The sequence below is a fragment of the Streptomyces sp. SGAir0957 genome (assembly GCF_043523415.1).
Window position 1 is genome coordinate 62,936 of the sequence record NZ_CP027292.1, and the last position, 24,980, is coordinate 87,915.

Here is a 24,980-nt window from a genome sequence, read left to right on the forward strand (position 1 = left end):
ATGGCCCACCCCGCCCCCGCCCCGCTGCGAGCGCTGGCACGCATCGTCCGGGCCCTGGCCAGTATCGCCGCGCTGGCAGTGATCGTCGCCGGTATCCCGCTCATGCTGCTGGCCACCGGACACCAGCCCACCGAACTGGCCGGGCACACCGACCTGCTGGCTCAGGACGACGGCACACTGTGGCTTGTCGTATTCACCTGTATCGGGTGGATCGCGTGGGCGGCCTTCTCCTTCTCCGCGCTGGTCGAGATTGTTGCGCTCGCCCGCCGCCGCTCCGCCCCCAGGATCAAGGGACTGGGCAGCATGCAGTCCCTCGCATCGTTCCTGATCGGCGGGATCGTGCTGCTGATTCCCACCGCGGCATCGGCGGCCACCACCCCAGCCCTGGCAGCCACGGCAGTATCAGTGTCGGCGCAGGCACCCACATCCGACTCGGTGAGCCACGCCGCACCCGCCACCTCCGATACCGCCACCGTGCAGCAGGACGCGGGACCTCAGCACACGGTCACCAAGTCGACAGAACTACCCTGGGACCTGGCCGAGGAATACCTGGGCGACGGCACCCGCTGGAAAGACATCGCTGCCCTCAACCCGGCGATCCCCGAACTCGCAGCCGGCGATCAGTACTTGCCCAAGGGCGCCGTCATCACCCTGCCGGCCGACGCGCACACCTCGGCCGAAGCCACGGCACCGGCAAGCTCAGACCGCGCAGACCACGGGCCCGGGGCGAAAGGCGCGGCAGGGCAGACGGCCAGGGACGACGCCGACGGTTCCGGCTCCGATTCCACGACCCATGACGAATACACCGTCCGCGCCAACGACAGTCTTTCGGGCATCGCGCAGAAGGTCGGCGGGGGAGTCGAGTGGAAGGACATCTACGACCTCAACAAGGGAAACCCCCAGCCCTACGGGCAGACCTTTACCGACCCCGACCTGATCTATCCCGACCAGGTCCTCGCCCTGCCCGCCTCCCGCACTGACGACTCCACCAAGCCGCCAGCACAGCGCCAGGAGCATCCCGGCCACAAGTCCACCGCCCAGAGCCCGGACACCGCCACCCCGGAAGGACACGAGCCAGCGGCCAAGACGCCACAGCGCGACACCGGGTCTGAGCCTGCGGCCCCCACCACAGCACCGTCCCAGGCCGCCCCCACGACGCCTGCCCAGCAGGGAACACCCACAACAACAGCGCAGCCGACTGCCGCAGGCGAGGACGAGACCGGCTCGCTGCTGGCCTCGGCCGCCGCATGGGAAGGCGCTGGCGCACTTGCCGCCGCTGTGATCACCACCCTGGGCACCCGACGCATCCTGCAGCAACGGCGCCGACGCCATGGCCGCCGCATCCCTATGCCCCAAGGCCGGGCAGCCGCCACCGAACAAGGCCTGCGCGCGGCCCAGCACCCCGGCGGATTCGCGCTGCTCAACACCGCCCTGCGCACCCTCGCCCGCAACCTGGCAGACCTCGGTAAGGAACTCCCCGACCTCCAGGCGGTCGTGCTGCACGAGAGCAAAGTAGAGCTCCACCTCTCCCACGACCAGGCTGCCGTGAAACCCTTCACCGCAGCTGCAGCCCGCCGGGATCTGTGGGTGTGCACCGCCGCCAGCACCGACCTTGCCACCCCCGAGGAACTCCGGGACACAGACGCCCCCTACCCGGCTCTTGTCTCCCTGGGCTGGGACGGACAAGGCCATCTCGTCCTCGTCGACCTGGAGCACGTCGGAATCCTTAACCTGAGCGGTGACGCCGACTTCGCCAGGCACGTTCTGCAGGCCATCGCCATCGAGCTTGCCAACACACCCCTGCCCGGGCACCTTGAGATCACCACGGTCGCCGCCACCGCCCCGCATCTGGAGGACGCCGTGCCCGGCCGGGTAGCACACCAGGCAGAGGTCAGTGCAGCAGCCACGGAACTCGCCGACCACAGCGCCGACCAGCGCCAGGCACTGGCCTTGCTGGGAGCCCCCAGCCTGCGCAGCGCGCGTCTCCTTGAGGACGCCGGCGACTCGTGGACCCCACACATCGTGCTTGCCCACGCCCTCCCCGACACCGCCGACACAACCGAGCTCCTGGCCACACTCGCCGAGGAACCACGCACCGCGGGCGCCGTCATCACCGCCAACGCATCCCTCGACCTGCCCGCGCACACCTGGTCCCTGACCTGCCAGGGGCCAGAGCACACGGTCGTGCTCCCCGGTTCGCAGCTTCCCATCAAGCTGCAAGGCCTCAGCGATGACCACTTCGCCGACGCGGTGGACATCCTTACCCTGGCGGGCAGTGATGCCGACGTCCCCGCTCCCGAATGGACCGAACCCGACGAGCAGCACGAGGGAGCGCTGGAGGACGCAGCACTGCCTGTTGCTGCTCTCCACGCCCCGGCCGTGGAAGACGAGGACGTCGACGAAGACGGCTTTCCCACCGAGTACGGTGACCCGGACATGGACGATGCGGAGGCCAACGACGGCGACGAGCCGACCCCCGCCGCAGCTAACAGCGCACCGGTGCTGACCAAAACCGCGCAACCCGACGGCCAAGCGTCCGATGAAGACCACGAGCAGACCAGCGGTCAGTCGCTGGCAGACGTTCTGGCGGCCGAGCAGCACATCGACAACCCGCCCACAGCCGCAGAGCCCCCGCAGCACTCCGCCACCGCCACCCCCTGCACCCAGGCCCCCGCGCGGGACACCATCCACGTCACCATCCCGAAGCTGTCCACTCCCACGCCCGTCACCGCCGACACCCGGCAGAGCACCGACGCAGCGCCGAAAGCCGAGGGGCCCGCCATCCAGGTGCTCGGACCAGTCACCATCGAAGGCGCCACCGGACGGATCGACACCAGCCGCCGCAGCGTCGCCGTCGAACTCATCTGTTTCCTGGCGCTCCACAACGGCGTCGACCGGCACGCCATCGACGAAGCCCTGTGGCCGGGCACCCGCGTAGGGAAGAAGACCCGGGACCCGTGGATCACCCGCGCACGGTCCTGGCTCGGCAAAGACGCGGACGGCAATCCCTACCTTCCCCCCATCCAGGACAGCCACGACCGCCTCTACCGCGTCAGCCCCGCCACCAGCTGCGACTGGGCCAGCTTCCAGCACTTCGCCCGGACCGGACTGGCCCGAACCGACGAGGACGGAGACCTGGCGCTTCGCCGCGCCCTTGCCCTCGTCAAGGGGCGCCCCTTCAGCGCCATCAACCCCTTGCGCTACGCATGGGCCGAGCCTTTCGTCCAGGAGATGGTCTCCGCGATCGTGGACGCAGCCCACGAACTCTCCGTACGACGACGCGAAGCTGGGGACCCTGCCGGAGCCCTGTGGGCAGCAGGTAAGGGGCTGCTGGCAGCCGAGGAGAACGAAAGCCTCCACCGCGAAGTCTTCCGCGCGCACCACAGCACCGGAGACATGGAGGCCCTGCGCGCCGCCGCTGCCCGGCTGGCCCGCATCAACGAGCACTTGGGTGACGAGGAGCACGGCGGCGTCGACATGGATACCGAGACCGCCGCTCTCCTCCACGACCTGCTGCCCCGCCCCACCGCACGCGCCCGATAACAACACCGAGGGGACTCTCACCGGCATGAGCTCACACACCGAACCGGAGTTCGTCGCCACAACCGTGCTGCGCATTGCAGACAAAGACATCCGGCTTGAGGTCGCCAACACACCCGCAGCCCGCGCCCGCGGCCTACTCGGCCGCGACAGCCTCGACGGAGCACTGCTCATCACCCCGTCCAACAGCGTCCACACCTTCGGAATGCGCTTCACCATCGACGTCGCCTACCTCGACCGAGACCACCGCGTCCTCGACGTCACCACCATGAAACCCAACCGAGTGGGCCGCCCCCGCTGGCGCGCACGGCACATCATCGAAGCCGAAGCCGGACGCCTGGTCGAGTGGGGCCTACGAGCAGGATCCGTCGCGGAGGTCATCTAACCTGACGGCCGGAACTGCGCCCGGTCCACAGCGGGCAGGGCCGTGCTGGCCTCCGGATTCCAGCTGGCTTCCCGGGCGCGTCACCACATCCCGGGCAACGTTGCGCCGCGCCCCTAAATAGTGTCCAGCCTGGACACTATGGTGAGCGGGTCCCGCAGCTGGTGCCGTCAGCAGCGCCTGACAGAATCACGGCATGTTCGCACGCCTATTCGCCCGTCGGCGCATTGCCGCCGACCCACCTCGGCCGCGTCCGCGTCTGTCGCCGCCCGAGCCGGAACTGGAGATCATCGACGGCCCCGGCGCGCAGCGGGCGGATGCGATCCGTGCCGCCTGGCTGGCAGCCGGCCTCGACGAGACGTGTCTAGGCCCAGAGTTCCCGGCCCTTGAGCGCGCTCGGCGGGGAGAGCGTGTGACGCTCTGCGAAGAAGACCGCAGCGCGTTGTCGGCCTACGCTGGCGTCGAAGGCACGTCGCCGTTGACCTCCGACGCCGCGCGCGCAGCCTTCATCGACCAGATCCAGGTCTTGGCCCTGCTGCGTGATCTGCGTGATGAGGGGATCACCATCCAACAGGCTTGCCGCGGCCCCATCACTGCCGCCAATGTCCGGCAGATCGGCGAGATCGTACGGCAGACGCAGGCGGAGATAGCGGCGGATGCCAGCCATACCTCGACGCCGGCAGCGGGCAGCAGCTGACGGGACCGAGGCCGTTCGTCACCGCCGTCGGACCAGTCCGTGTAGAAATCCCCTCAACCCCCTGCGTTGCTGCTCCGGGATCTCTGCGCGCGGCGTCGGCGGGGAGGCCGCGGGAGGATATGGCGGCGGAGGCGGAACGAACGGTGGCTGAGCCGGCGAGGTTGTCGCCCGGGCATTGTCCGGCCCGGGGATGGCGGGGCCGTCAGCTGCTGCGGGTCGTTCAGCACGCGCGCCGTCGTTTTCAGCCCTCTGCCTGGCAAGGGGTTGCGAATCATCGGGGGTTGCCTCGGGCGGTGCAGGGCTGAGCTGGCGGTCGAACTGCTCGCGGGCACGGCGCCGCGACGCGGACCACCGTGCCGGCTGTGACCGCTCAAGGCGCTCCATGACGTCGTAGGCCTCGGCGGGGTGGAAGGCTACGCGGCCGCGCCGCAGCGAGGACAGTCCGATCGGAACCAGTCCCCACCACTGCGCGCCGGGCGCGGGCCGCGGGTGGCTGATTTTCCAGTCGTAGCGGTACCGGGCCGCTTCGCCGGTCCAGTCCTCACCGCGGCGTGGAGGATGCTGGAAATCGTGGCCGCCGTAGGGCACCAGCACCTCGCCCCCGTTCAGCCAGTACACCGCGCCGCCCGCCTCGATGATCTGCAGTTGCCGCTCGGTGGGGCGGACGCGACGGTGCCGGATGGAGCGCTGGGCACCGTGCGGACGCACGGCCTTGTCTTTGAGATCCCCCTGCCGGAAGTGATGGGGGTCCTCGGCGAAGAACCAGACGTGAGCGGCCTGGGCACCGAACTGGTCGCGTACGGCCTTGATGCGGTAGCGAACTGTCGGCTCGTCCAGTGGGCCGTGAGGGCAGTCGATGACGATCACCTGGTCCCCGTCCCGGGCCACGATCACGGGAGGCGCCGGGCTGTCGTGCCCGGTGGGTGTCAGGCATTCGATGAGTGTGGACGTCCCTGGCCAGGCCTTGGCCAGCCGCTCTTGGAGGTCGATGACGACCTGGACGTCGGCCTCCACCTGCTGTTGTACGGCAGCGCGCGCCACGCAGGTATCGGTGGCTCCGTTGTTGCGCTGGCCGTGGTTGAACCGCGGACGGTACGAGGAGGTGCTGTTCGTCCGCCGGGAGAGCGACATGGGCTGGTGACAGCTGAGACAGGCGTAGCGCTTGTTCTCCAGCGTGCCGGTAGGCAAGTGGTCGGCACTTGCGGCGTCGGAGAGTGAGAGCGTGACGAGCTGCCGAGTGACGGTGTCTCTCGCGTGCAGGGTCATACCGGCGATCATGCCGTTCAACTGCGCTCTTGGGAGGTGATTGCTGCAGTTCGTCCGGAAGAGCTGCCGAGCGGGGGCAGAAGAAAGGCTGTGGCACCTCCCATCCCTTTGAGGAGGTGCCACAGCCGGGAACGCTGCTTAGTTGTCGCGCCTGTCGGTCCGGACGCTGGCTACAAAGGCAGCCATGGCGTGTCGAGAAAGGATGAGAGCCGGTCCGCCCGGGTATTTCGAGTCCCGGACGGCGTGCAGGCCAGCGAATGGCGCAGCTGTCAGGGCAGCGACCTCGACACACTGCCCCTCGTTTCCTCCGCTGTACGAGGACTTCTTCCAGACGGCGCCTTTCAGCTCCGGAGCCGTGTGGGCGTGCCGTCCGTAATTCGTGGTCACTCGCGAGTTCCTTCCAGGTACTGATTGAGAACATCCCGTGACTTGTCGACGGGAAGTGCGACAGCGGAGATGGCTGCAAAGTCCTTCTTCAGGAAACCGACCTGCTCCGCCTCTTCGGTGTGGTTTCCGCCCATGGGGCTGTCGACGCTCGCTACCTGGGACCACGGGTGCTTGAACGACATGATGGTGATCGCGCCGTTTGACCCGTACGTCGGGTGCACGGTGAGCGGAATGAGCTGGAGTTCGATGTTCGGCATCTGTGATGTGTCGAGGAGCTTGCGGATCTGGTCACGCAGGAGTGCAGGCCCGGAGTCGAATTGTGCGTGCAGGGCCGATTCCGGGACGAGGGCGTGCAACCGAGCCACCTTGGTCAGTACGGCCTGGCGCGCTTGCCGGATCGCGACGAGCATTTCGGCGTGCTCGGGTGAGACCGCGGTTGGCGCGCGAGTGATCATCTCTCGGACGTAGGCGGGTGATTGAAGGAGGCCGGGCACGATCGCCGGGTGGTGAATTTGCAGTTCGTGCGCGTCGGACTCCAGCTCGATGAAGTCGAGGTAGTTCTGGCCGATGCGCCCGGTGTACGCGGCCCACCAGCCTGCGCCCACAGGCTCCTCGGCTACGCGGGCGACTTCTTCGACTCCCTCGGGGTCGTCGATGCCCACGACGGCGGCCAGTTTCCGGACGTCCTCGCCGGAGATCCGGTACGTGCCGCGCAGGATGCGGCTCAGACGGGTGCCGTCCCATCCCATGTGCTTGGCGACCTCACCCGTTCTGGATGTTCCGATCCAGCGACGCAGCTGACCGCCAACTCTGCGCCGTTTGATGGTCGGAGTCGCCCGCTTCTGCGTCATGGACGCAGTTTGGCACGTCGGGAACGCGCAAGGCCACGCGCACGCATGTTCGCTCATTTTGGCAATATGAGTGACAGTCTTGCGTATCGACCGCCAAAAGGAGCAAGCTGGGTGGAGACGGCGTGACGGATCGTCATTTCATGATCCTTTGTGACGTGCGGTCACCGCCGTCGTGATCCGGACCTGACGACCGGTCCGGCGGAGGCCCGGCCCCCGATCCCCCGCGGGGGCCGGCCTTCGTTGTTCCCTTCCGAGAAGCCGAGGCCGCTGATGACGAGCCAGAGCAGCACCCGAGTTTCCAGGCCGTCCACCAGCTGGATGGACAGCGACAACGACGCTGACCGGATGTTCCGCCCTGGCATAGATCGGGTGACACCCGACCGGAACGTCCAGCTGATGCAGCTCCGCACGGAGCAGCTGCGCGGCAGACTCGACGTGCTCAGGGGTAGCGGCCGTCCGATCCGTGTGGGCGCTTACGCGCGGTCCATCAACGGCCTGGAACAGCCCTGGTCCCTCATCGCCGCGCGTGAGTGTGCACGCAAGCAGGGGCTTGAAGTCCCCGAGCACTACATGTGCACGGACTGCCGGAGCCTGCCGGTCATCGAGGACCGGCCCGGCTGGAGCCGTATCAAGCGGGCGGTGCGAGGCGGCTTCCTGCACGGGGTCGTCGTACTGACCCGGGGAGTCATCAGCCAGGATCTGGACGTCTACGCCGCAGAACTCGACTTCTTCACGATGCACAGCGGTTTCATCTCACTCGTACACGCGGAGAACGTGGTGCCGGAATGATCGTCGCCACCGTCAACGAGGTGCTGGATCACGCCGAGCCGGTGCGGGATGACCTCAGCGTGCAGCTGACGTTGTCGCGCCCGCCAAGGACCGCCGGGCAGTCCATTCCCGATCATGAGCGTCGCTGGGTCGGATACCTCCGCAAGATCGGGGCGGCCAAGCTGAAGAGCTGGGGCTACCCATGTCTGGTGGACGACGCCAGCTGCGTCATCAGCGAGCTGGTCACCAACGCCCTCCTGCACGGGGCCGGCCGCGTCACCTTCCGCTTCCTGGTCATCGCGGACGTGGTCGTGATCGAGGTCACCGACGGATCACCGGTGCCGGCCCGCGTCACCGAGGCGGAGGACCTGGACGAGAGCGGACGTGGCATGTTCCTGGTCAGCGCGCTCTCCACCGTGTGCGGCGTCACCCCGGACGGCACCACGACCTGGTGTCTCTTCCGGATCCCTCACATCCCCCGGAGGCAGACATGATCGCCCCGCCAGATGCCGCCACACCTATCCCTGCGGCCTTACCGGACGATGCCCCCGCCTACCGGTGCCTCCAGGTCGTGCACCACCAGCAGCGGCCCCCGCTGACACTGGCCATCCATCTCTCCGCTTCCACGGGGGACGCCGTGGCATGGCTGATTACCCGAAGCCGCAGCATCGCAGAACAGCTGGACCCCGGCCCACGACGCCAGCTCCATGCACGGGTTGTGGCACCCGACTTGCAACACCACATCCTCCGGCACGTGCACGAAGGCCGCCACGTCCATCTGGAGATCACCGACGCGGGGACCGTGTACGAGTTGAGCGTGCGGCCCTGGCCTGCTGAGGAGGACGCATGAGCGCGCCCCAGCCGGGCTGTTGGGCCGAGTGCGTGGTGCGCACCCCAGAGACACAAACGCTCGTTGCGTCCTATGACGCGCAATCCGCACAGGCGGCGCTGCGATGGGTTCGGGTGCTGGTGCGGATGCTGCAGCCGGTGCTGAGCGAGGACGAGGCGGAGCCGCTCACCGTGTGGCTCCTGAGCGGTCACCTGCGCTCGCGTGAAGAGCTGGAGAGCGGCCACCCCTTCAGCATGGTTCTGAAGCCGGGCCAGCGCCCCGGCCTCCAGCTGGGCTTCTCCATAAGGCCCGTGCTCTTCCTTCCCCTGGCCGACCGTGATCCGCACTCGCTGCCGCCGTGCAGCCAGCAGTGGGCACAGCCGATGGCCCTGGCCACCGCCCTCACCCCGTACCGCTCCTCGCCCTGCACCGACGAAGGGCAGTGAAACCGCACGTCCCTCAGAGCAACTCCCTGCGCTGGGCGGAGCGAGGAACTGCCCGCCGAGGCAAGCCCTACGCGCCGACCGCGCCAGACGAATCCGATGAACCCCTCACCTCTGGAGGCTCTGCATGGCCGAAACGCCTTCCGCCACCGGACTACGCGTCAGTGTCGTCACCGCTGTGCGCGGCAACAGCGGCTGCCTGCCCGGCCTGTTACGGGCCCTCGCCGCGCAGAACCTTGAGGGCGGCCTTGAGGTGGTTCTGGTCGACAACCATCCTCGCCCAGTGCTCACGCGCCGATCCTTCCATCAGCCGGGCCTCGACCTGCGCGTCGTGCACGAGGCACAGCCGGGCCTGTCCCGGGCGCGCAACCGGGGCCTGGCCCACGCGAGCGGTGACATCACGCTGATCACCGATCCCGACACCCGGCCGCGGCCCACCTGGGCGGCTGCACTCGTGCACGCGATGGCCACGACGGGAGCAGACGTAGCCGGCGGCCGGGCCGAGCCCCGCTTCACCGGCCCGGACCACCACCGCCCGGTCTCACCGGAACTCCTGCAGTGGTTCGTGCCGCCGCACTGGCCGGCCGCCACCACCGCACTGCGTGCCCCGTACTGGGTCATCGGCTGCAACCTGGCCCTGCGCCGCAGCGCCGGTTTCACCTTCGACACCCGGCTGGGCGTGCGGGGACGGCGCCACCTCAGCTGCGAGGAGCTGGAACTGACCATCCGCGCCCAGCGGGACGGCCATCACGTGATCCTCGTCCCTGACGCCGTCGTGGACAGGGCCATCCACCGCCGCGACCTGCGGCCGCCCGCGGTCGGCGCCCGAGCCTTCTGGCACGGCGTCTCGATCGCCCGGCTCTTACAGCTCCACCCGGACGCCGACATCTACGACAGCGCCCGGCTGCGCGACGCACTGGCCTGGGCCCGCCTGAAACACATCACCGCCCACCCGGCAGTCCTCACCGACCTGGCCCGCCTCAGCGGATTCCGCCTGGAGCAACTGCGCCACACAGCCAGCCGGCGGCGGCGCGGACTGAATCAGGAGCCGGCCCATGCCTGACTGCCTGCCCCCTGCCCGGCTGCGCGTCTGCGTCGTCTTCGACACGGCCGGCTTCCAGCGCAGCCTCCCCCTGACGGGCGCGGCCGCCCGCACCCTGCACCTCAACCGGCACCTGGCCCAACACGGCGCCGAGGTCACCCTCCTGCTCGGCGACCTCAACCCGTCCTCGGCCCCGACCGCTGCCTGGCCCTTTCCCGTGCACTACCTCACCTACGAGGACCTGTACGAGGACACCGCCGCCCTGGTCGGGCACGTGCGGCGGCTACGCCCGCACGTGCTGGTCATGTCCAACACCCAGCTGGCCGTGCGCTACGGCCGCCTCCTGGCCCAGGCAGGCGGGGCGGCCCTGCTGTACGAGATGCACGACGACGAGGCCGCACTGGCCCGCAGCCTGAACAGCCCGGAATGGGAGGTGCGGCAGGCCTCGCTGCTACAGGGCGCCGCCATCGCGGCCGCCGACACCGTCATCGCCTTTACCGCGCGCGACGCCGATGCGGCCCTCGCCCTGAACGCCGAAAACGTACACATCGTGCCGTGCGGAACCGACACCAGACCCCGCACCCCAGTGCGCCGCCAACGCCCGGGCATCGCCGCCTTCTTGGGCAATCTGTACTACGCGCCCAACCGGCGCGCGGTCGGCTACCTCCATACCGAGCTGGCGCCCCGGCTGGCCAAAAACGGCGGCGCCATCGAGGTCTACGGACGCTACCCCCCAACACTGCGGCACCTGCACACCCCCGCCAAGGGCCTGCGCCTGCACGGGCCCGTACCCGACCTGCACACCGCGCTGTCCACGGCCCAGGTCGCGCTGGCGCCCCTGGACTGCGGAGGCGGAATGAAGCTGAAAGTCCTGCAGTACCTGGGCGCGGGCCTGCCAGTGGTCGGCACCGCAGAAGCGTTCATCGGACTGCCCGACCCCCAAAACTATGCCCTGGTCTCCACCAGCCCGGACATGTCAGATCTTCCCGCCCTGGTCGACCGCCTCCACCAAGACGCGGACCTGCGCGAACAGCTCGGCGCAGCCGGACACCACCTCGCGCGCACGGCTTTGTCCTGGAAGACGGCCGCACGCACAGCACTGAACGCCTACACCGCTGCCGCCGACGCCGCGCGCACCTCACACCCCCGAAGACGGCGCTCCGAACCGGCCGGGCAGCTCGCCCGGAGGCCCCCATACTGGCTCCGCGAATGGCGCAAAAACCAACAAGAACCCGCGAAAGGTTCCTTCATGCAAGACCCTGTCCTGGCTGCGGCAGAAGCCAGCCCTTACCCGAACCTGGCCCGCCTGACCCCACAGATCGACTGCGCCCGCCACGCCGCGGAATCCGCGCTCGGCATCACCTTCGACCAGGACGTCATCGTCGGCTACGGCGGCCGCTCCATGGTGCTCATGGCCCACGATGCCGTGCTGAAGATCTACACGCACCGGCCCGCGGAACGCGCCGGGCGAGAAGTCGCCGGGCTCACGGCCGCGGCCGCCGCTCCAGCGCTGCGCATCCCCCGGGTCCTGGGCCACGACAGCGTCAACGGTGCCCTGTCCTGGGTCAGCACCACACGCCTGACCGGCTCCGCCCCCGACAACGGTCCAGACGCGGCCAGCACCCAGGAACTCGGCGCCATCGCAGCACGACTGCACACCCTGACCGCCACCGATCTGGCGGACCTGCCGGTGTTCCGGCGCAACATCCGCCCCCTGCCCGGCGACCAGTACCACCTGCGGGCCGAGCTCACCCAGGCACTGGAAGCGGCCACACCAGCTCACCAGACGCGGTGCGTAAACGGCTTCGTCCACGGCGACTTCTCCGCCCGCAACATCCTGACCACCCCCACAGCCGACCCCGGCGTCATCGACTTCGAAGGCTGCGGCACCGGCTGTATCTACGAAGACCTCACCAACTGCTACGTCCACAACTGCCTCATCGACGGCCGCGACGCCAGCCAACTCTTCTTCGCCTACCAGGACCAACGCGCCCAGCTGGCCACACCGCTGGATCTGGACACCGCCCACCTGCTGTTCCACACCGCGCGCTACTTCCGATGGGTCCTGCAGTGGGCGCCGGAAATCGACCCCCAGCTCACCGCACGGATCACCGCACTGGCACCGCCCATCATCAAAGCCCTCACCACCAACCCCCGACCCACCCTGTGATCGCCCTCGACGGCATGCCCGGCGCCGGCAAGACCACCCTCCTGAACAACCTGCGCCGCCGCCAGCCCAACACCACCGTCATCTTCGGGGAAGCACAACCCCCTGACGGACCCCTGCCCGAAGCCCACAACACCGCATACCTCCTCACCGAGGCACTCTCCCGCATCCGCACCGCACGCCGGCTCAAACGCACCCACCCCTGCCTGACCGTCGCCTCCGACCGCTGCCACATCGGCGTCCTCGCCTACCGCTACGCCCGCATGCGTACCGGCGCCGCCCCCGCCGACGACTTCCACCACGCCCTGGCCCTCACCCACCGGCTCGGACTCACCGCCCCGAGCGCACACGACCACATCCTCGTCCTGACCTGCACACCAGCCCAGTCACTGCACCGCCGCCGGGCCCACAGCGACAACCCCCACTACCGCACATGGTTCGACCCCCACTTCCTCGACCACTACCACTCCTTCCTCACCCACCTCAGCACCTGGATCCCAGCCACCACCTTCACCCTGCACGACACCACTCACCACAGCGCCTGGCCCGACCTGCTCAACGCCCTGCCCAGCCAACCCACACCTGCCCCGGAGCACCCATGAGCCACCCCGCCGCCACGACAACCCGACGCCTGCTGCGCGCCCTCGCCGCCCCGCCCCCCGCCGAAGCAACCGGCCCCACCGTCAACGAGCTGCACGAAACCACCCTCACCATCCACACCCACCTCACCAACGCCGACCGCACCAACGCACCCACCATCACCGCACAGACCCTCCTCACCTGGCGCTCCGCCCTCGACCGGCTCCACCGCGCCCTCGAACACACCACCCCACGCCAATGGGCGCAGTGGCGCGCACCAGGAACCTGGATCGACAGCCAGCTACGGCTGCGCTCACTGATCACCCACGAGATCGCCAAGGCCTACTGGAACGAGACCACTGAGATCCGCTACGACGCCATCGACATCGAGCGCTACCTGTGGGGCGCACGATGACCAGCACCCCCAACCCGCCGCAGCCCGACCTCTACCACGTCACCGCCTCAGCCTTCCTCGCCCTCCTCGGCGGCCGCCGCAACATCCGGACCCTGACCAACTGCGTCACTCGAATCCGGGTGACGCTCAACGAACCTGATGCCCTGCACCGCGCCGAACTGTGCGACCACCCCGCCGTACTGGGCCTGCTGGAGCGCGACACCCTCCACATCATCGTCGGCCCCGCAGCCGTCACCCCCCTGACCGCCGCCCTGCGCACACTGCTGCAGCAACCCTGAGCCGGAAGCGTCACCACCTCGGCAGACCGCGTGACCACCACCCGAACGACCGGCAGCACCGGCCCGCGACACCATCGGAGACAGGACATGGAACCCACGGCCTCATCCACCGCCCTGGCCATCGCCGCACTGGACGCACTCGGCCTGGACGGGCCGCCCAAGCACATCAGCGGCCGCAAGGGCGCCCACACATGGAAAGCCGACGAGTGGATGATCAAGACGGCGGTGCCCGGCGCCCGCGGACACCTCGGCCACGAAGCAACTGTGTATGCCCTCCTGCAACAGCAGCGCCTGCACTCCGGCAGCATCCACCAGGCGCGTGCCAAGGACGGACAGTGGCTCGCGGTCCCCTGGATCGACGGCCGCTCAGTACGGGAGATTTTCGCCCCCGCCCACAAAGGCCAGACCACGTACGAGGAACGCTTCCTCATGTGCCAAAGCGCCCGCGCCGCGCTGTCCGCGCTCATGCACTGGCACGAGGCCGGATGGACCCACGGCGACATGCAGAGCGAGAACATCATCTACACCGGCACCCGGGCCACGTTCATCGACTTCGACAACGCCCACCACCCCGAGCTGCCGCTGACCCATCCCTACCGCGGCGGCCTGGTCCACGTCATCGCCCCCGAACTCGCCGCCGAACTGCTGGCAACCGGCGAGGAGCAGCACATCCCGCTCACCCCCGAAGCCGAGCTCTTCGCACTCGGCGCCTCGCTGTACTGGGCCTGGACCGGCGAGCGCCTCACCGACTACCAAGGCGATCCGGCCGGCCCGCACCCGCAGCTGTACGCAGACATCGCTGCCGGCCGCTTCCGCAGTCTCGCCGCCGACCGGCCCTATGCCGACGGGGAGCTGGAAAGGCTCATCCGCGCAGCCATCCGGACCGACCCGCGCGCCCGCAGCTACAACGGCTAATCCCTCGTCCAGCACCTGAGCTACTGACCGATCCACACCATCGAGGAGAGCGACCAGTGGGGAAGACGACGACGGCAGGGCCAGATACGACGGCCACGCCTCCCGTCCGCATCGTGATGGGTCTCTACCTGCGATGCCTGCGCAAGGCGAGACGTCTACATCTGGAGACCGTCGCCCGTCAGGTGAAAGTCGCCATCTCGACGCTCAGCCGGTGGGAACTCGCTGAGGCTCCGATCCCGCCGCAGATGGTTCCCAGGCTGTTGCGGATCTACGGCGTAGCGGACGATCAGGCCCGATTCCTCGAGAGGAGCCTGCCTGAGCAGCGCTATTCCCGGGACCCGGACTCCGGGCAGGGATTCGACCGGAGTGATCCTTATGGCTGCTGGGTTGATGTGGCCGGAGCTGAGGCCTCGGCGCGGCGGATCGCGGTCATGCGCGCCGCGGAGACGACCGTCGAATTCGCCGTGACGGTTCCGCCCGGACTGCGCACCCCTGCCTACATACGCTGCATGGGGCGCTCCGAGACGGCTGAATTCGCCGACGAGCCGGTTCTGGGGCAGCACCCGTCCTGGGTCCACGGGATCGACCGGCCGGAGGAGCAGACACGAACGGTTCTCCTGGATGAGGCCGTGCTGACCAGGGCGGAGCTGAAGCCGCCGTGATCGGTGAGCAGCTGCGGCATCTGGCCGGCCTCGTACGCGAGGAGCCGGCAACAGGCAGCACGCTGACCATCCGGATTCTTCCCTTCAGTTCGGCCCTGTACGTTACGACCCGCGGCGAGTTCGCCGAGGTGACCCTGCACGGTCACCGCATGGTGGCCATCCGAAGCCTGTCCCCGGTCTACGAGTCGGGCTCCGGGATCGCCCGCGCGATCCATGCCGGCCTCCAGGACGCTCTCGCTGCCGCGTGGGGCAGAGACGAGACGCTGAGCCGCCTCGACGATGCAGCGGCCGCCATGGAGCGGAGGGCCCCTGCATGAACGCTTCCTTCCTGAACACGCTTCGCGCTCGGCGCCTCCTTGTACTGGGCCTGGACCGGCCGACGCATCACCGACTACCGGGGGGCAGCGGAAGGACTCCTCTCGAACCCTTGCCTGGCTCGCGGCATGATCTCTGTCAGAGGGAGGGGTAGGCGGCGCGGAGTTGGGCGAGCAGGTCCTGGACCTCGCGGGGGGAGAAGGCGGTCACGTCGGCCTCCTCCACTCCGTAAACGGCCAGGCTCCATTCACCGGAGCTGGAAAAGGTGGCCCTGATGGGTGGCTCAGCCATCCACATCACGTCGATGCCGCGCCGGACCACCACTGCCACGAGACCGGGCAGGAACGCGGTGGCTCGGGCGCCAGGGTCCATCACGAGGTGATCGGCAAGAGCCTCAACAGCGTTATCGCCTCTCAGGGCGGCTGAGGCGAAAGTAAGTCCCTCGTCACCGGTTTCAACGCAGGTGACGGCCGTGTGGGTGCAGTCCTCGTGGCGTTCCCACGGCGGAGTCGTCCAGGTGAAGGTCATCCCCGCATCGTGCCCAGCACCTGAGGGTCTGACTGCTGAATGAGCCATGTTGTCCTGTATTCAGCACTTTCTGGCTTTCGATTGTCCGCCCGCCGAAGAGCAGGAGAAGCTGCTGACGGACGCTGGGCGGTTGTGCGTGGGCGCCACTCCCAGGGCACCGTACGGTCCGTCGCCCGCCGTTCGGGACGGGTGACGTCATCGTTGTGCGGTTGCGGAGGGTGGGTGAGGGCAGGAAGCTCGGCTCCCTCCAGTCGCGCAGGTACCGGGACGGGGTCGTCCTCTGCTTGGCGCCGGGCAGCGCGGTCCGCGTGAGCTCGGCCGGCGTTCTTCTATGCTTGGACCCCACCCGAGCAGGTGAGCCCGTGGAGGCCGGTATGGACGATGCGATTACTCGCCTCGGTCTCGATCCCAGCCTCCTGGACGTAGCGCCCTTTACTTCGCCGCCGTCCTGGCTGAGCCGTGCACGCCTTGCCCCGCCCACGCCGGCGCCCTGCTCGGTCTGCGCGAAAGCGTCGATCGCGACCCGCGTCGTCAGGCTTGCTGCTGAGCAGCCGAGGTGGCTCGATGTGTGCCGCGACCATCTCCTTGAGGCCGTCGGACGGACCGGATGAGTGCGCCGCCGCCGGGCAGGTACCACGTGGCGCTCTGCATCGGCCGCTCAGCCGTGCTGGACGGCTGGTGGGATGATCCGGACATCGCCGACAGGAAGTACGAGGGCATCCGCGCCGAGCACGAGGACACCGCCGATGCCCAGGTGGCCCTCACCGAGTGGCATGCCGGACAGGAGTGGCCCCTACGCGAGTGGCCGCCTCCAGCGTGAGCGTCGCTTGCGCGCCGTACCCGGGGGACACCGGGGCGTACTGGCGGGGCCATCACGCGGGCTCGCGGAGTACGGTGGAGCAGCTGCCCGGCTCGTGCGGCAGTAAGCCCCAGGAAACGGCACATGGGCGTCGAGCTCGGCTGACGCCCCGCCCCTTCACCGCATCGGACATTCCGGCACGGTGCTCGTCTCATCCCTGACAGTGCTTGGGACAACAGGCGCGTCGACTCGACCGCCCCCTTCGCGGGCGTCGCCCTCTTTTCAGGAGCGATCATGATTGCGCCCTCACCGTCTGCCGCACGTGCCCTGCTCGCCCGCTACGCATCCGCCCGGATCGCACATGCAGAGAGCCCGGGCCCGCGAACCGCCCAGGACCTGGCCGACGTCACCTACACCCTGTGTGTCCTGACCGGCACCCGCAGCGTGGCGGAGGCGATAGCAGCCGCCGAACTCTTACTGACCAGACAGGCCCCACAGAGCGCACGACGTGCTGAGCCCGAGGCAGCGGGTGACACCGCTCAGCTGCCGCAGTGAGGCCCTTGGGCGGAGCGGCTCCTGGCCGCCATCGGCCCCGGCGCCCTCGAGGAAGAGCATGTTCGCCCCACGGCCCAGATCGCCACAGTGGTCAGTCGCCCACAGCCAGGACCTCACAGGCACCGCCGCCAAGGCCGTCCTCGGCGGCTCGACCTCGTCGGGCTCGGCGCCGCCTTCGGCCCCATGATCGCGGTCCGATGCTGCATTGCACCGACCCGCGTGAACGCGCAAAGCCGGGGCAGCCCTCCACTGCCACCGCCGAGCGGCTTTTCAGCCTGTGCCGTTGTGGTCACTACGGATGTACTGCAGGTCGACGGCGCGTAGACGCCGCTGTTCCTGGCTGCGGCGGTGTTCCTGGTAGAAGGCGTGAGCTCCGCCCAGACCGAGCAGGAGCATCAGCCCGCCGGAGACATAAGGATGCATCCCGTCGACCGCGGGCCCCGAGTTATCCGAGGTAGCCACCGTAGTCGGGGGCGAGGCCGCGGTGACCACGGCCCACGCGCACAAAGCGACTACAGCAGCAGCGGCCCACCATGCGAAGACGAGGCCGGGGTGCAGCATGTGCCGCTCCACGGGCAGACCGAGCTGCTCTCGCAGAGCCCGGGCGTGAGCGGTGTGACGGCGCCGGGCGATCGCGCTGGCCCCGCTAGCGACGAAGAAGGCCAGCCACAGGCCAGCGGATACCAGGAGGGCTGCCCTCTCCATGGTGCCGGGCAGCAGCGCTGCCGTGCACATGACGGCGAAGGCGGCCACGGCGAAGGTGACGCACGCGGATTTCCATCGCGCGTCCCACAACTGGTCGGCGCCGGCCCGCCACGTGCGCACACATTGCCGACCAGCCCATGCGACGCCGAACCAGGCCGCTACCCCCATGCACACCATCAGCGCCACACCAGCCCCCTGTCCGTAGCGCGACCGTCACGCACAGACAGAAAGGCTAGCGTCCCGCTCGCAGAGGAGGCAGCGGTCAGCGCGAGCCGCTGTACTTCGTCGTCTGGCATGCCACCCGGTCGATGCGAGCGAACCGGACGCAAAGCTTCGTGTGCGAGCCCGTGTTGAAACGGCGCCAGGAGTAGCTGATCGTTTTGCCCACGCGCTTCGCGGTCGCCCGGCCGCCGTGGCGAACGCCGTCCATGGTGAGGACGACGCTGCGACTGCTGACGGAACGCGGAGGATTCGCCCAGAAGCCGGTCACGGCGTTGGCGCCATTGTGTCCGGTGAGTCGGATACAGATCTGCGGGCCAGACCAGGCGTGAGTGCATGCGCTGCTGTCCGCCACGGCAGGAGTGGCGGTGGACAGCAGACCGGCCATCATGAGCAGGGCGGCGGCAGCGGCAGTTCCGATTGTCTTCATGCTGGGGCAACTGACGTTAAAGACCCATAGATACGCAAGATCATCCTCAAGGGGGGCGGACCCCCCGAGGCATGACGCTGCTGCCAGCATCAGCACGACTCAGAAGCTGTGCGAGAGCCTCGGGATATCGGGAAAGCCTGTTCGCACACCATTGATTGTGTGGAGCATGGCTCCATGACAGAGCTGCTAAGGGACCCGTTCGACCCTCGTAGGGACGGCACCGAGCCGGTTGATGACGCGGCGGTTTCGCTGGAGCGCCGCGCCCTCCTCCACGTCATTGCGACGGTCGCAGATCTCCTTCAGGAGGCTTCAGACCAGGGCTTCCGCCTCGACGTTGAGAAGGATCGACACCATATTGCCCAGGCGGCTGTCGCCGCCGCGATCACCGAGATGAAAGCCCAGGGAGTCGTCTGGGACAGCTGACTTGGACCTTCGAGTCACAGGTTCTCGCACAGCTTCTCAAGGAGATGTGCGCAGCGTTGAATGAGCTTCTTCAGCGTTGCAGCTCCAGGGTGAGGACGGCCTTGGCGATTGACGTCATGCGGTTGGGGCTGCAGCGGGACCTGCGGAAGATCCGCCAGGACTTCAGGCGGGCGACTCCACGTTCGACAGGGGCTCGTGTGGCGGCCAGGGCACGGTTGCGGGTCTTCTCGGTAGGGGTCAGTTCCTTCAGGGGCCTGCGCTTGATGCCCGTGGTCAGCCACGGACCGGCGCCCTGGTAGGCGAGATCGGCCACGATCGGAACGCCCTGGCGCTCGCAGATCCGGATGATCCGGTGGGTGCGGGCAGCGGTGAGATCGTGGGTGCGGCCCGGCAGGGCGGGCGAGAGCCACAGCAGGCGGCCGCCTGGGTCGGTGACGACCTGCACGTTCACACCGTGGCGCCGGTGTTTGTGGGAGTAGTCGGCCCGGCCGTCGCCGACCCGGTCGCATTCGGCGAGGGTGCCGTCAAGCAGGACGAAGTCGGGATTGTGGTCGCGCAGCGTCTTCAGCAGACCCGGTGCACGTTCGGCGAGCAGGTCGACGACCGCGCTGGTGTAGGCGTGGGCGGTGGACTCGCTGATCCCGAACCCGGCGGCGATCTTCGCCAGAGTGATGTGTTCGCGCAGGTACACCAGTGCCACCATCGCGCGCTGGGACGGGCGGAGCTTGCAGCGTCGGTCGCCCTCACGGGTGACGATCAGCATGGTGACCCACTCCACGAGTGCATGCGGAAGGTCGAGTGCGGCAGGTTGGATGACCAACGAGGCCCCCGAGCAACGTGATTGAGACGTCAGACATCTCGATCAACAGCCCGGGGGCCTCGCTCGTTGCGCTTCACGGCCCATCACCCGATCGGTGGCCAACTCGAAGAAGCTCAATGTGCGCGGCCGGCCGAAGGGCGTTCGTGCGCCGCGTCGCCTTGCCAGGAAGTGGAGGGCAAGGTCAGTCCGGGGATCCTGGTTCACGCACGTTCAGCCGTATCAGGCGCACCCCATTCGGCTCCGAAGCGTTGTAGCGGCCATGGATGCATATGAGCCCACTGCTGTCACTTCGCTAATTCCTGCACAGGACTCCCTCACGCACCGGTTGGAGCTGCTGACCCTCGAAGAGGCCCATGATCTGCTGCGGCTTCTGCAGCTGATCGCCGCTGAGGGAGAGGAGGAGCTGTCGAGGGAGGCCGAGTGGTTCGCCCGCGAGATCACCGCACGCATTCCCTCGGAGAACTGAGCCGCAGAGTGCGGGTTCAGCGCTCCGGTCAGGCCGCTTCGGTTACATCGCCCCTGGTCTCACCGGGGACCGGGACAGCGGGCTGAGTGCCAGGCAGGTGCTTGAGTTCGCTGCGCTTTCGTACGAGTTCTGGGCCTTCGTACTGCTCCCAGTGCGGGTGGCAGACGATCCGGGTGGCCAGGTCGCGTTCTCGCTTCTGCAGCTCGTCGTAGGCGGCAGCCTCGTCCGCAGTCCAGCCGTCGGTGGCGGGCCGCTCGAAGGGCCGCCACCCGTCGATCTTCAGGGCGCCGCTCGGTTCGCGAGACCAGCTGAGGCGCTGCTGCAGGGCGTGCAGATCGGCCTGTACCTGGTGGAGCTCGCGCTGATCGGCAACGAGATCGGCGGGGAAGTCGGGTGCAGCGGCCATGGCGGAATGGTAGGCGGAACGCCCCGAGGGTCTGCGCGCGGTACCGGGGGGCGGGGCGGGATGCGGCCGGTACGCGCCGTTGCCGCACTCTCACCTCAGCGTGCAGTGGCGAGGGTGCGGCGGCGCAGGACGAGAGCCCGCCAGCGCTCACGCACCCGGTGTTCGTCGGCGAGCCAGATGGGGCCTGCCCCGGAAAGGTGCAGGTTGGGGCGGTCGTCCATGAAGCGGACGAGGTCTGCGAAGTAGGCGTGGTCCCCGCTGGCGCTGACCTCGCCGAGGTGGGCCAGGACGGCGTCGACCTGAATGTGGTTGCCGAGGACGGCATGGTGGAAGCCGAGGGCGGCCTCGAGAACGGGGCGCACCGAGGTGAGGCCGGCGGTGGTCACCTCGGTGACCACCGCCGGCCGCGGTCCTCGATGTCCGTGGTGAGTCCGGCGTCGCGGACCAGGGCTGCGACCTGCACGGTCAATGCGGTGGCGCGCAGTGTGCGGCCGTGCAGCAGGTGGCGGGCGAGGTCGATCTCGTCCGCGGCCTGCTGCGGGTCGGTGAAGGCGAGGGTGAAGGCGCGCAGTGCTTGGTTGTGTGCGGCTTCACCGCTCTTGCCGTGCTGTTCGGCCTCGGTGCGCCCGGCGAGGTAGGAGGCGGCCGCCGAGTCCATATGTCGGGTATGACCTCCACCAGTCCTCGCGCCTTCGCTCGTCTGGCCAGCCTCAGCGCCACCTACCGGGAAGCGGAAGAGGAGCAGGAGAAAACGCGCCAGGCCCTGCACGAGGCCATCGTCCGCCACCTGCGGGCACGCAACGCCAGGCCCGGAGCGATCGCCCAGCACACCCCCTACGACCGTGTCTGGATCGGGGCGCTCGGCCGCCAGGCCACGCCCCCCGTGCCCCCGCTCAAGGGGCCCAACGCCACCGGACCGACACCCACCTACAAGCCGACCGAGCAGGCAGCAGCCCTCACCGAACTCGACCGGCTCACACAGGACTTGCAGAGAGCCAGCGCCGCAATTGACGAAACACGCCCGCTCATCCACGCGGAGATCATCAGGCACTACACAGCGGGCGTGAGCCCGGAGGAGCTGTCCGTTCACACCCCCTATGACCGCAAGTGGATCGGGGAAATCGCCCGCGCCGGCAGCACGGTCCGACAGCGGCAGAAGTCCCAGTCACCACGTAAGGCTTCAGAGGCAGGCTGACAGCGCCGAAACAAGCCTTCAGAAAGGGCCCGTACGTGCAGGGGCCCCACCGCTCGCGTGAACGCTGGCGGTAAAGCGGTGTGAGCACCCCCGGCCGACCGTGAGTCGAAATGGTGTTCTATTTGGTGGTTGGTGGGGTTACGGTCCCTTTACGCAAGATCGCAAGGGGGACACCATGAGCACCACCCACGCCCTGCCGGGACGGCCTCCCGGCGTCCGCACGGGTTCTGACGGGCTGACCGGCCGCCAGCGGGCCGTGGTCGCCTGCATCGCCGAATCGGTGGAGCGCCGGGGATATCCCCCGTCGATGCGGGAGATCGGGCTGGAGGTCGGCCTGTCCAGTACGTCCAGCGTCGCGCACCAGCTCCGTGCGCTGGAGCTCAAGGGGGTGCTGCGGAAGGATCCCTACCGGCCCCGCGCGTACTGCCTCGCCCGCCAGGAAGCCGCACCCGAGCACGGCCCCGCTCGCGAATTGGTCGAATCCGTTGCCGAGACGGTGGCGGTGCCGGTGGTCGGCCGGATCGCGGCCGGCGCACCCATCCTCGCCGAGGAAATGGTCGAGGACACCTACCCGCTGCCCCGGCTCCTCGTCGGCGAGGGCGACCTCATCGCGCTGAAGGTGCTGGCCAGAGCATGGTGGAAGCAGCCATCTGTGACGGCCACACGGTCGTGGTCCGCCGTCAGCAGACGGCTGAGCCCGGCGACATCGTCGCTGCCCTGCTGGACGGCGAGGCCACGGTGAAGCAGTTCCAGCGGGACGCTGCGGGCCACGCCTGGCTTGTCCCCCGGAACCGAAATTACAGGCCCCTGGCCGGAGACGATGCGCAGATCGTCGGCAAAGTCGTCACCGTCCTGCGCGCCCTCTAGCGAGCATTCCCGGGCGGGAAGCACAAGGAACCGCGCTCTCACCGTTGTCTCCCCGGACGCTACCGCTGTGTCAGAAGGGGCGGTTGGAGCCCATGGGAACCTCCGTGGGGCCGATCTAATTACAGGTGGAGCTTTGCCCAAAGCTTCCCTGCGGAGCGCTATTGTCAGCGGATGTCGGTGACACAGCAGGAACCGGCGGGGGACCGGTCGGCGGGAGATTTAAACGCGCGCATCCGCGCGCTGATGATGCACAGAGGCGGCCTTCTCAGTGAGGAGCAGCGCCGGGAGTACACCGAGTTGCTATCGGCATGGGCCGACGCGATGCGTGGCAGGTGAGCCGGTCAGAAGCGGGTTTGTCGATGGTGGCTGGCAGTATGGGGACTTTGATCCCGCCCCCGTCCAGGGGCCGGGGCTTCTTCCCTTGAGTCCTGTGGAGTTTTGAGATGACCCGTACTGAATTGGTTGCTGCTCTGGCTGAGCGAGCCCAGGTGAGCCGTAAGGATGCCGATGCTGTTCTGGCGGCCTTCGCCGAAACGGTGGGTGAGGTTGTCGGCAAGGGGGAGGAGAAGGTGACCATCCCCGGTTTCCTGTCCTTCGAGCGCACGCACCGCGCTGCCCGGGAAGGCCGTAACCCTGCTTCGGGCGAGGCCATGACGATCCCGGCCGGTTACAGCGTCAAGGTCTCCGCCGGCTCGAAGCTCAAGGAGGCCGCCAAGGGCAAGTGAGCCCACGCGGTCCTGGGAGAGGGATGGCTTCGGCCAGGAAGGCGATGGTTCTTCTGTGCCGCCCCTGGCCGAGGCGGGGCGCACGCGTGCGAAGCTGACCGGCCGCGGTGGAGCTCCCGTCTGACACTGTCCTCGATGGCGAACTGGTCAGGCGTGACGGTGCGACTGACTTCGGCTCGGTGAGTGCGCGCGCTGCGGCCCGCGGTCGGCGCCTGGCCGACTTGATGCGCCGCTACCCCGCCTCGTATGCCGCGTTCGATGCTCCGGCATTGCCGGCAGGGACCTGCGCGATTGCTCGTATGCCGAGCGGCGCGCGGCCTCCTGGACGTGCTCGAACGGCGGGAGGGACGCGGGTATGGGCGGCACGCCGGGGCGGGGGCTGGGCTCGGCGTCCCTTCCGCGGCACCGGTGCGGGTGGGGCGGCGTGGACAACGTGCAGGGTTGTGTGGTCTCTGCGGTGTTGCAGCGTTCTTTCTACCTACAACGGTCCGGAGATCACCAGGGCGCCTTATCCGGAAAACGCGGTCGTTTTTCGGCTAGTCCACGGTGCCGTGCTCGTTTGCAGGGGCTGACGGTGGCGGTGCCGTCTGGTGCTTGGCGAAGGGCTGGTTCTGCACCCCTGGGCGGCCTTTCGGGGCGTACGCGTGGGGGAGTAGCGTGTTGGGCAGTCCGTGAAGATGCCTCGTCGTTAGCGCGGCGGGCGCTGATTCGGCGATCTCTCGGGCCCGCCGGGACGGGTCCCCTGCGCCAGCGGCTGCCGTGCGGGACCGTGTCGCCCGCTTTATACGCACCGCATCGCCCGTCTGCCGTGAACCCGCAGTCGCCCTTCCCGCGTGTCTGCCGGCCTCCCGTCACTCGCCCGCGCAGTGGTGCCCTGTCCGCGAAAGCGGGGATCCGGCCGTGCGCGCCACCTTCTTCGTCGACGACCTGTGCCTGATCACACCCCTGCGGCACGAGCAGGGGGTGCGCCTGTTCGGTGAGGTGGTCGGGGCGCACCAAGTGCCGCTGGCCACCGCGGTGGCCGACTGCGCGAAGCGGGCCGTGGAGGTCACGGTCGACCTCGTCCAGGTGACTTACCTGTCCAACAGTGCTCTGGCCACCCTGGTCGGTCTGGCCCGCGCCCTACGCCCGACCCAATTCCTGTGCCTGCAGGCCGGACCCGAACTGCGCCTGCCCGAGCGCCTGCGGGAGCGCGGCTGGGACGAACTGCCCTCCCTGCGCCTGCACGAGGCGTGACCTGGCGGGGGTTCCCGCTGTCGCGGGAGGCAGCAGGAACCCCCGCCCCACCCTCCGCCTACCGCAGATC

General features: G+C 68.6%; 31 protein-coding genes and 1 pseudogene. 22 read left to right on the plus strand and 10 right to left on the minus strand.

Going from position 1 to position 24,980, the window contains the following annotated elements; genetic code table 11:
• The 3 genes from C1N81_RS04445 (at position 1) to C1N81_RS04455 (ending at position 4,619) form a co-directional block, all read left to right on the plus strand.
• Positions 1-3,543 (plus strand): LysM peptidoglycan-binding domain-containing protein, encoded by a 3,543-nt coding sequence (locus tag C1N81_RS04445; RefSeq protein WP_394426997.1) that lies wholly within the window; start codon positions 1-3, stop codon positions 3,541-3,543.
• A 25-nt stretch (positions 3,544-3,568) separates the two neighbouring features.
• Positions 3,569-3,925: a DUF192 domain-containing protein gene (locus C1N81_RS04450; protein WP_394426999.1), complete on the plus strand. Its 357-nt coding sequence runs from the start codon at positions 3,569-3,571 to the stop codon at positions 3,923-3,925.
• A gap of 193 nt (positions 3,926-4,118) precedes the next feature.
• Positions 4,119-4,619: a hypothetical protein gene (locus C1N81_RS04455; protein WP_394427001.1), complete on the plus strand. Its 501-nt coding sequence runs from the start codon at positions 4,119-4,121 to the stop codon at positions 4,617-4,619.
• A gap of 18 nt (positions 4,620-4,637) precedes the next feature.
• Here C1N81_RS04455 and C1N81_RS04460 read toward each other — a convergent pair whose 3' ends face one another.
• The 3 genes from C1N81_RS04460 to C1N81_RS04470 all read right to left on the minus strand — a co-directional run bounded on the left by C1N81_RS04460 (position 4,638) and on the right by C1N81_RS04470 (position 7,123).
• Complete coding sequence (locus C1N81_RS04460; RefSeq protein WP_394427003.1) at positions 4,638-5,885, minus strand: hypothetical protein; 1,248 nt, start codon at positions 5,883-5,885, stop codon at positions 4,638-4,640.
• A 138-nt stretch (positions 5,886-6,023) separates the two neighbouring features.
• Positions 6,024-6,272, minus strand: coding sequence for a DUF397 domain-containing protein (locus C1N81_RS04465; RefSeq protein ID WP_394427004.1), 249 nt, complete (start codon positions 6,270-6,272; stop codon positions 6,024-6,026).
• Positions 6,269-7,123, minus strand: coding sequence for a helix-turn-helix domain-containing protein (locus C1N81_RS04470; protein WP_394427006.1), 855 nt, complete (start codon positions 7,121-7,123; stop codon positions 6,269-6,271). Before C1N81_RS04470 ends, C1N81_RS04465 begins: the two co-directional genes overlap by 4 nt.
• Before the next feature lie 396 nt (positions 7,124-7,519).
• Here C1N81_RS04470 and C1N81_RS04475 point away from each other — a divergent pair, with 396 nt between their 5' ends.
• The 11 genes from C1N81_RS04475 (at position 7,520) to C1N81_RS04525 (ending at position 15,538) form a co-directional block, all read left to right on the plus strand.
• Positions 7,520-7,912, plus strand: coding sequence for a hypothetical protein (locus C1N81_RS04475; RefSeq protein WP_394427008.1), 393 nt, complete (start codon positions 7,520-7,522; stop codon positions 7,910-7,912).
• Complete coding sequence (locus C1N81_RS04480) at positions 7,909-8,385, plus strand: ATP-binding protein (RefSeq protein ID WP_394427010.1); 477 nt, start codon at positions 7,909-7,911, stop codon at positions 8,383-8,385. Before C1N81_RS04475 ends, C1N81_RS04480 begins: the two co-directional genes overlap by 4 nt.
• A 352-nt stretch (positions 8,386-8,737) precedes the next feature.
• Positions 8,738-9,166, plus strand: coding sequence for a hypothetical protein (locus C1N81_RS04485; RefSeq protein WP_394427012.1), 429 nt, complete (start codon positions 8,738-8,740; stop codon positions 9,164-9,166).
• Between the two features lie 124 nt (positions 9,167-9,290).
• Positions 9,291-10,226 carry a glycosyltransferase family 2 protein gene (locus tag C1N81_RS04490; RefSeq protein ID WP_394427015.1) on the plus strand — a complete coding sequence of 312 codons (936 nt, stop codon included), beginning with the start codon at positions 9,291-9,293 and terminating at the stop codon, positions 10,224-10,226.
• The gene (locus C1N81_RS04495; RefSeq protein ID WP_394427017.1) at positions 10,219-12,375 is read left to right on the plus strand and encodes a phosphotransferase; all 2,157 of its coding nucleotides are present in this window, start codon (positions 10,219-10,221) and stop codon (positions 12,373-12,375) included. Before C1N81_RS04490 ends, C1N81_RS04495 begins: the two co-directional genes overlap by 8 nt.
• Positions 12,372-12,974 carry a nucleoside/nucleotide kinase family protein gene (locus tag C1N81_RS04500; protein ID WP_394427019.1) on the plus strand — a complete coding sequence of 201 codons (603 nt, stop codon included), beginning with the start codon at positions 12,372-12,374 and terminating at the stop codon, positions 12,972-12,974. Before C1N81_RS04495 ends, C1N81_RS04500 begins: the two co-directional genes overlap by 4 nt.
• On the plus strand, positions 12,971-13,366 hold the full coding sequence (locus tag C1N81_RS04505) for a hypothetical protein (RefSeq protein ID WP_394427021.1): 396 nt from the start codon (positions 12,971-12,973) through the stop codon (positions 13,364-13,366). Before C1N81_RS04500 ends, C1N81_RS04505 begins: the two co-directional genes overlap by 4 nt.
• Positions 13,363-13,644 (plus strand): PTS transporter subunit EIIB, encoded by a 282-nt coding sequence (locus tag C1N81_RS04510; protein ID WP_394427023.1) that lies wholly within the window; start codon positions 13,363-13,365, stop codon positions 13,642-13,644. Before C1N81_RS04505 ends, C1N81_RS04510 begins: the two co-directional genes overlap by 4 nt.
• 87 nt (positions 13,645-13,731) lie before the next feature.
• A complete protein-coding gene (locus C1N81_RS04515) occupies positions 13,732-14,559 on the plus strand; it encodes a protein kinase family protein (RefSeq protein WP_394427026.1) in 828 nt (275 codons plus the stop codon).
• A 56-nt stretch (positions 14,560-14,615) separates the two neighbouring features.
• Positions 14,616-15,221: a helix-turn-helix domain-containing protein gene (locus C1N81_RS04520; protein WP_394427028.1), complete on the plus strand. Its 606-nt coding sequence runs from the start codon at positions 14,616-14,618 to the stop codon at positions 15,219-15,221.
• Positions 15,218-15,538 carry a hypothetical protein gene (locus C1N81_RS04525; RefSeq protein WP_394427030.1) on the plus strand — a complete coding sequence of 107 codons (321 nt, stop codon included), beginning with the start codon at positions 15,218-15,220 and terminating at the stop codon, positions 15,536-15,538. The genes C1N81_RS04520 and C1N81_RS04525 overlap by 4 nt, the downstream gene beginning before the upstream one ends.
• A 136-nt stretch (positions 15,539-15,674) precedes the next feature.
• On the opposite strand, the gene C1N81_RS04530 is transcribed toward C1N81_RS04525, so the two are convergent.
• On the minus strand, positions 15,675-16,064 hold the full coding sequence (locus C1N81_RS04530; RefSeq protein ID WP_394427032.1) for a hypothetical protein: 390 nt from the start codon (positions 16,062-16,064) through the stop codon (positions 15,675-15,677).
• A 607-nt stretch (positions 16,065-16,671) separates the two neighbouring features.
• Here C1N81_RS04530 and C1N81_RS04535 point away from each other — a divergent pair.
• Both C1N81_RS04535 and C1N81_RS04540 read left to right on the plus strand, forming a co-directional pair.
• Positions 16,672-16,884 carry a hypothetical protein gene (locus tag C1N81_RS04535; RefSeq protein ID WP_394427035.1) on the plus strand — a complete coding sequence of 71 codons (213 nt, stop codon included), beginning with the start codon at positions 16,672-16,674 and terminating at the stop codon, positions 16,882-16,884.
• 273 nt (positions 16,885-17,157) lie between these two features.
• On the plus strand, positions 17,158-17,418 hold the full coding sequence (locus C1N81_RS04540) for a DUF5133 domain-containing protein (protein ID WP_394427037.1): 261 nt from the start codon (positions 17,158-17,160) through the stop codon (positions 17,416-17,418).
• A gap of 270 nt (positions 17,419-17,688) precedes the next feature.
• On the opposite strand, the gene C1N81_RS04545 is transcribed toward C1N81_RS04540, so the two are convergent.
• Together C1N81_RS04545 and C1N81_RS04550 are read right to left on the minus strand one after the other, a co-directional pair.
• Entirely contained in the window at positions 17,689-18,309 is a 621-nt protein-coding gene (locus C1N81_RS04545) for a hypothetical protein (RefSeq protein WP_394427039.1), read from the minus strand.
• 76 nt (positions 18,310-18,385) lie between these two features.
• A complete protein-coding gene (locus tag C1N81_RS04550; protein ID WP_394427040.1) occupies positions 18,386-18,772 on the minus strand; it encodes a hypothetical protein in 387 nt (128 codons plus the stop codon).
• Between the two features lie 174 nt (positions 18,773-18,946).
• Between C1N81_RS04550 and C1N81_RS04555 the strand changes: the two genes are divergently transcribed.
• Positions 18,947-19,195, plus strand: a complete 249-nt coding sequence (locus tag C1N81_RS04555; protein WP_394427042.1) for a hypothetical protein — start codon at positions 18,947-18,949, stop codon at positions 19,193-19,195.
• Positions 19,196-19,265: 70 nt separating this feature from the next.
• Here C1N81_RS04555 and C1N81_RS04560 read toward each other — a convergent pair whose 3' ends face one another.
• Entirely contained in the window at positions 19,266-20,015 is a 750-nt protein-coding gene (locus tag C1N81_RS04560) for a transposase family protein (protein WP_394427044.1), read from the minus strand.
• An 82-nt stretch (positions 20,016-20,097) separates the two neighbouring features.
• Between C1N81_RS04560 and C1N81_RS04565 the strand changes: the two genes are divergently transcribed.
• The gene (locus C1N81_RS04565; RefSeq protein ID WP_394427445.1) at positions 20,098-20,481 is read left to right on the plus strand and encodes a DUF6417 family protein; all 384 of its coding nucleotides are present in this window, start codon (positions 20,098-20,100) and stop codon (positions 20,479-20,481) included.
• A 28-nt stretch (positions 20,482-20,509) separates the two neighbouring features.
• Here C1N81_RS04565 and C1N81_RS04570 read toward each other — a convergent pair whose 3' ends face one another.
• From C1N81_RS04570 to C1N81_RS04580, 3 genes are all read right to left on the minus strand, one after another.
• Positions 20,510-20,887, minus strand: coding sequence for a hypothetical protein (locus C1N81_RS04570; RefSeq protein WP_394427046.1), 378 nt, complete (start codon positions 20,885-20,887; stop codon positions 20,510-20,512).
• 95 nt (positions 20,888-20,982) lie between these two features.
• Positions 20,983-21,285 carry a hypothetical protein gene (locus C1N81_RS04575; protein WP_394427047.1) on the minus strand — a complete coding sequence of 101 codons (303 nt, stop codon included), beginning with the start codon at positions 21,283-21,285 and terminating at the stop codon, positions 20,983-20,985.
• Complete coding sequence (locus C1N81_RS04580; protein WP_394427049.1) at positions 21,270-21,545, minus strand: hypothetical protein; 276 nt, start codon at positions 21,543-21,545, stop codon at positions 21,270-21,272. The genes C1N81_RS04575 and C1N81_RS04580 overlap by 16 nt, the downstream gene beginning before the upstream one ends.
• A 9-nt stretch (positions 21,546-21,554) precedes the next feature.
• On the opposite strand from C1N81_RS04580, the gene C1N81_RS04585 reads away from it, so the two are divergent.
• The 4 genes and pseudogenes from C1N81_RS04585 to C1N81_RS04600 all read left to right on the plus strand — a co-directional run bounded on the left by C1N81_RS04585 (position 21,555) and on the right by C1N81_RS04600 (position 24,910).
• Entirely contained in the window at positions 21,555-22,082 is a 528-nt protein-coding gene (locus tag C1N81_RS04585; RefSeq protein WP_394427051.1) for a hypothetical protein, read from the plus strand.
• Positions 22,083-22,257: 175 nt separating this feature from the next.
• A pseudogene (lexA, locus tag C1N81_RS04590) lies at positions 22,258-22,949 on the plus strand (transcriptional repressor LexA).
• Between the two features lie 443 nt (positions 22,950-23,392).
• The gene (locus tag C1N81_RS04595; protein ID WP_394427053.1) at positions 23,393-23,674 is read left to right on the plus strand and encodes an HU family DNA-binding protein; all 282 of its coding nucleotides are present in this window, start codon (positions 23,393-23,395) and stop codon (positions 23,672-23,674) included.
• Between the two features lie 900 nt (positions 23,675-24,574).
• Positions 24,575-24,910 (plus strand): hypothetical protein, encoded by a 336-nt coding sequence (locus tag C1N81_RS04600; protein WP_394427055.1) that lies wholly within the window; start codon positions 24,575-24,577, stop codon positions 24,908-24,910.
• The last annotated feature ends 70 nt before the right edge of the window (positions 24,911-24,980 follow it).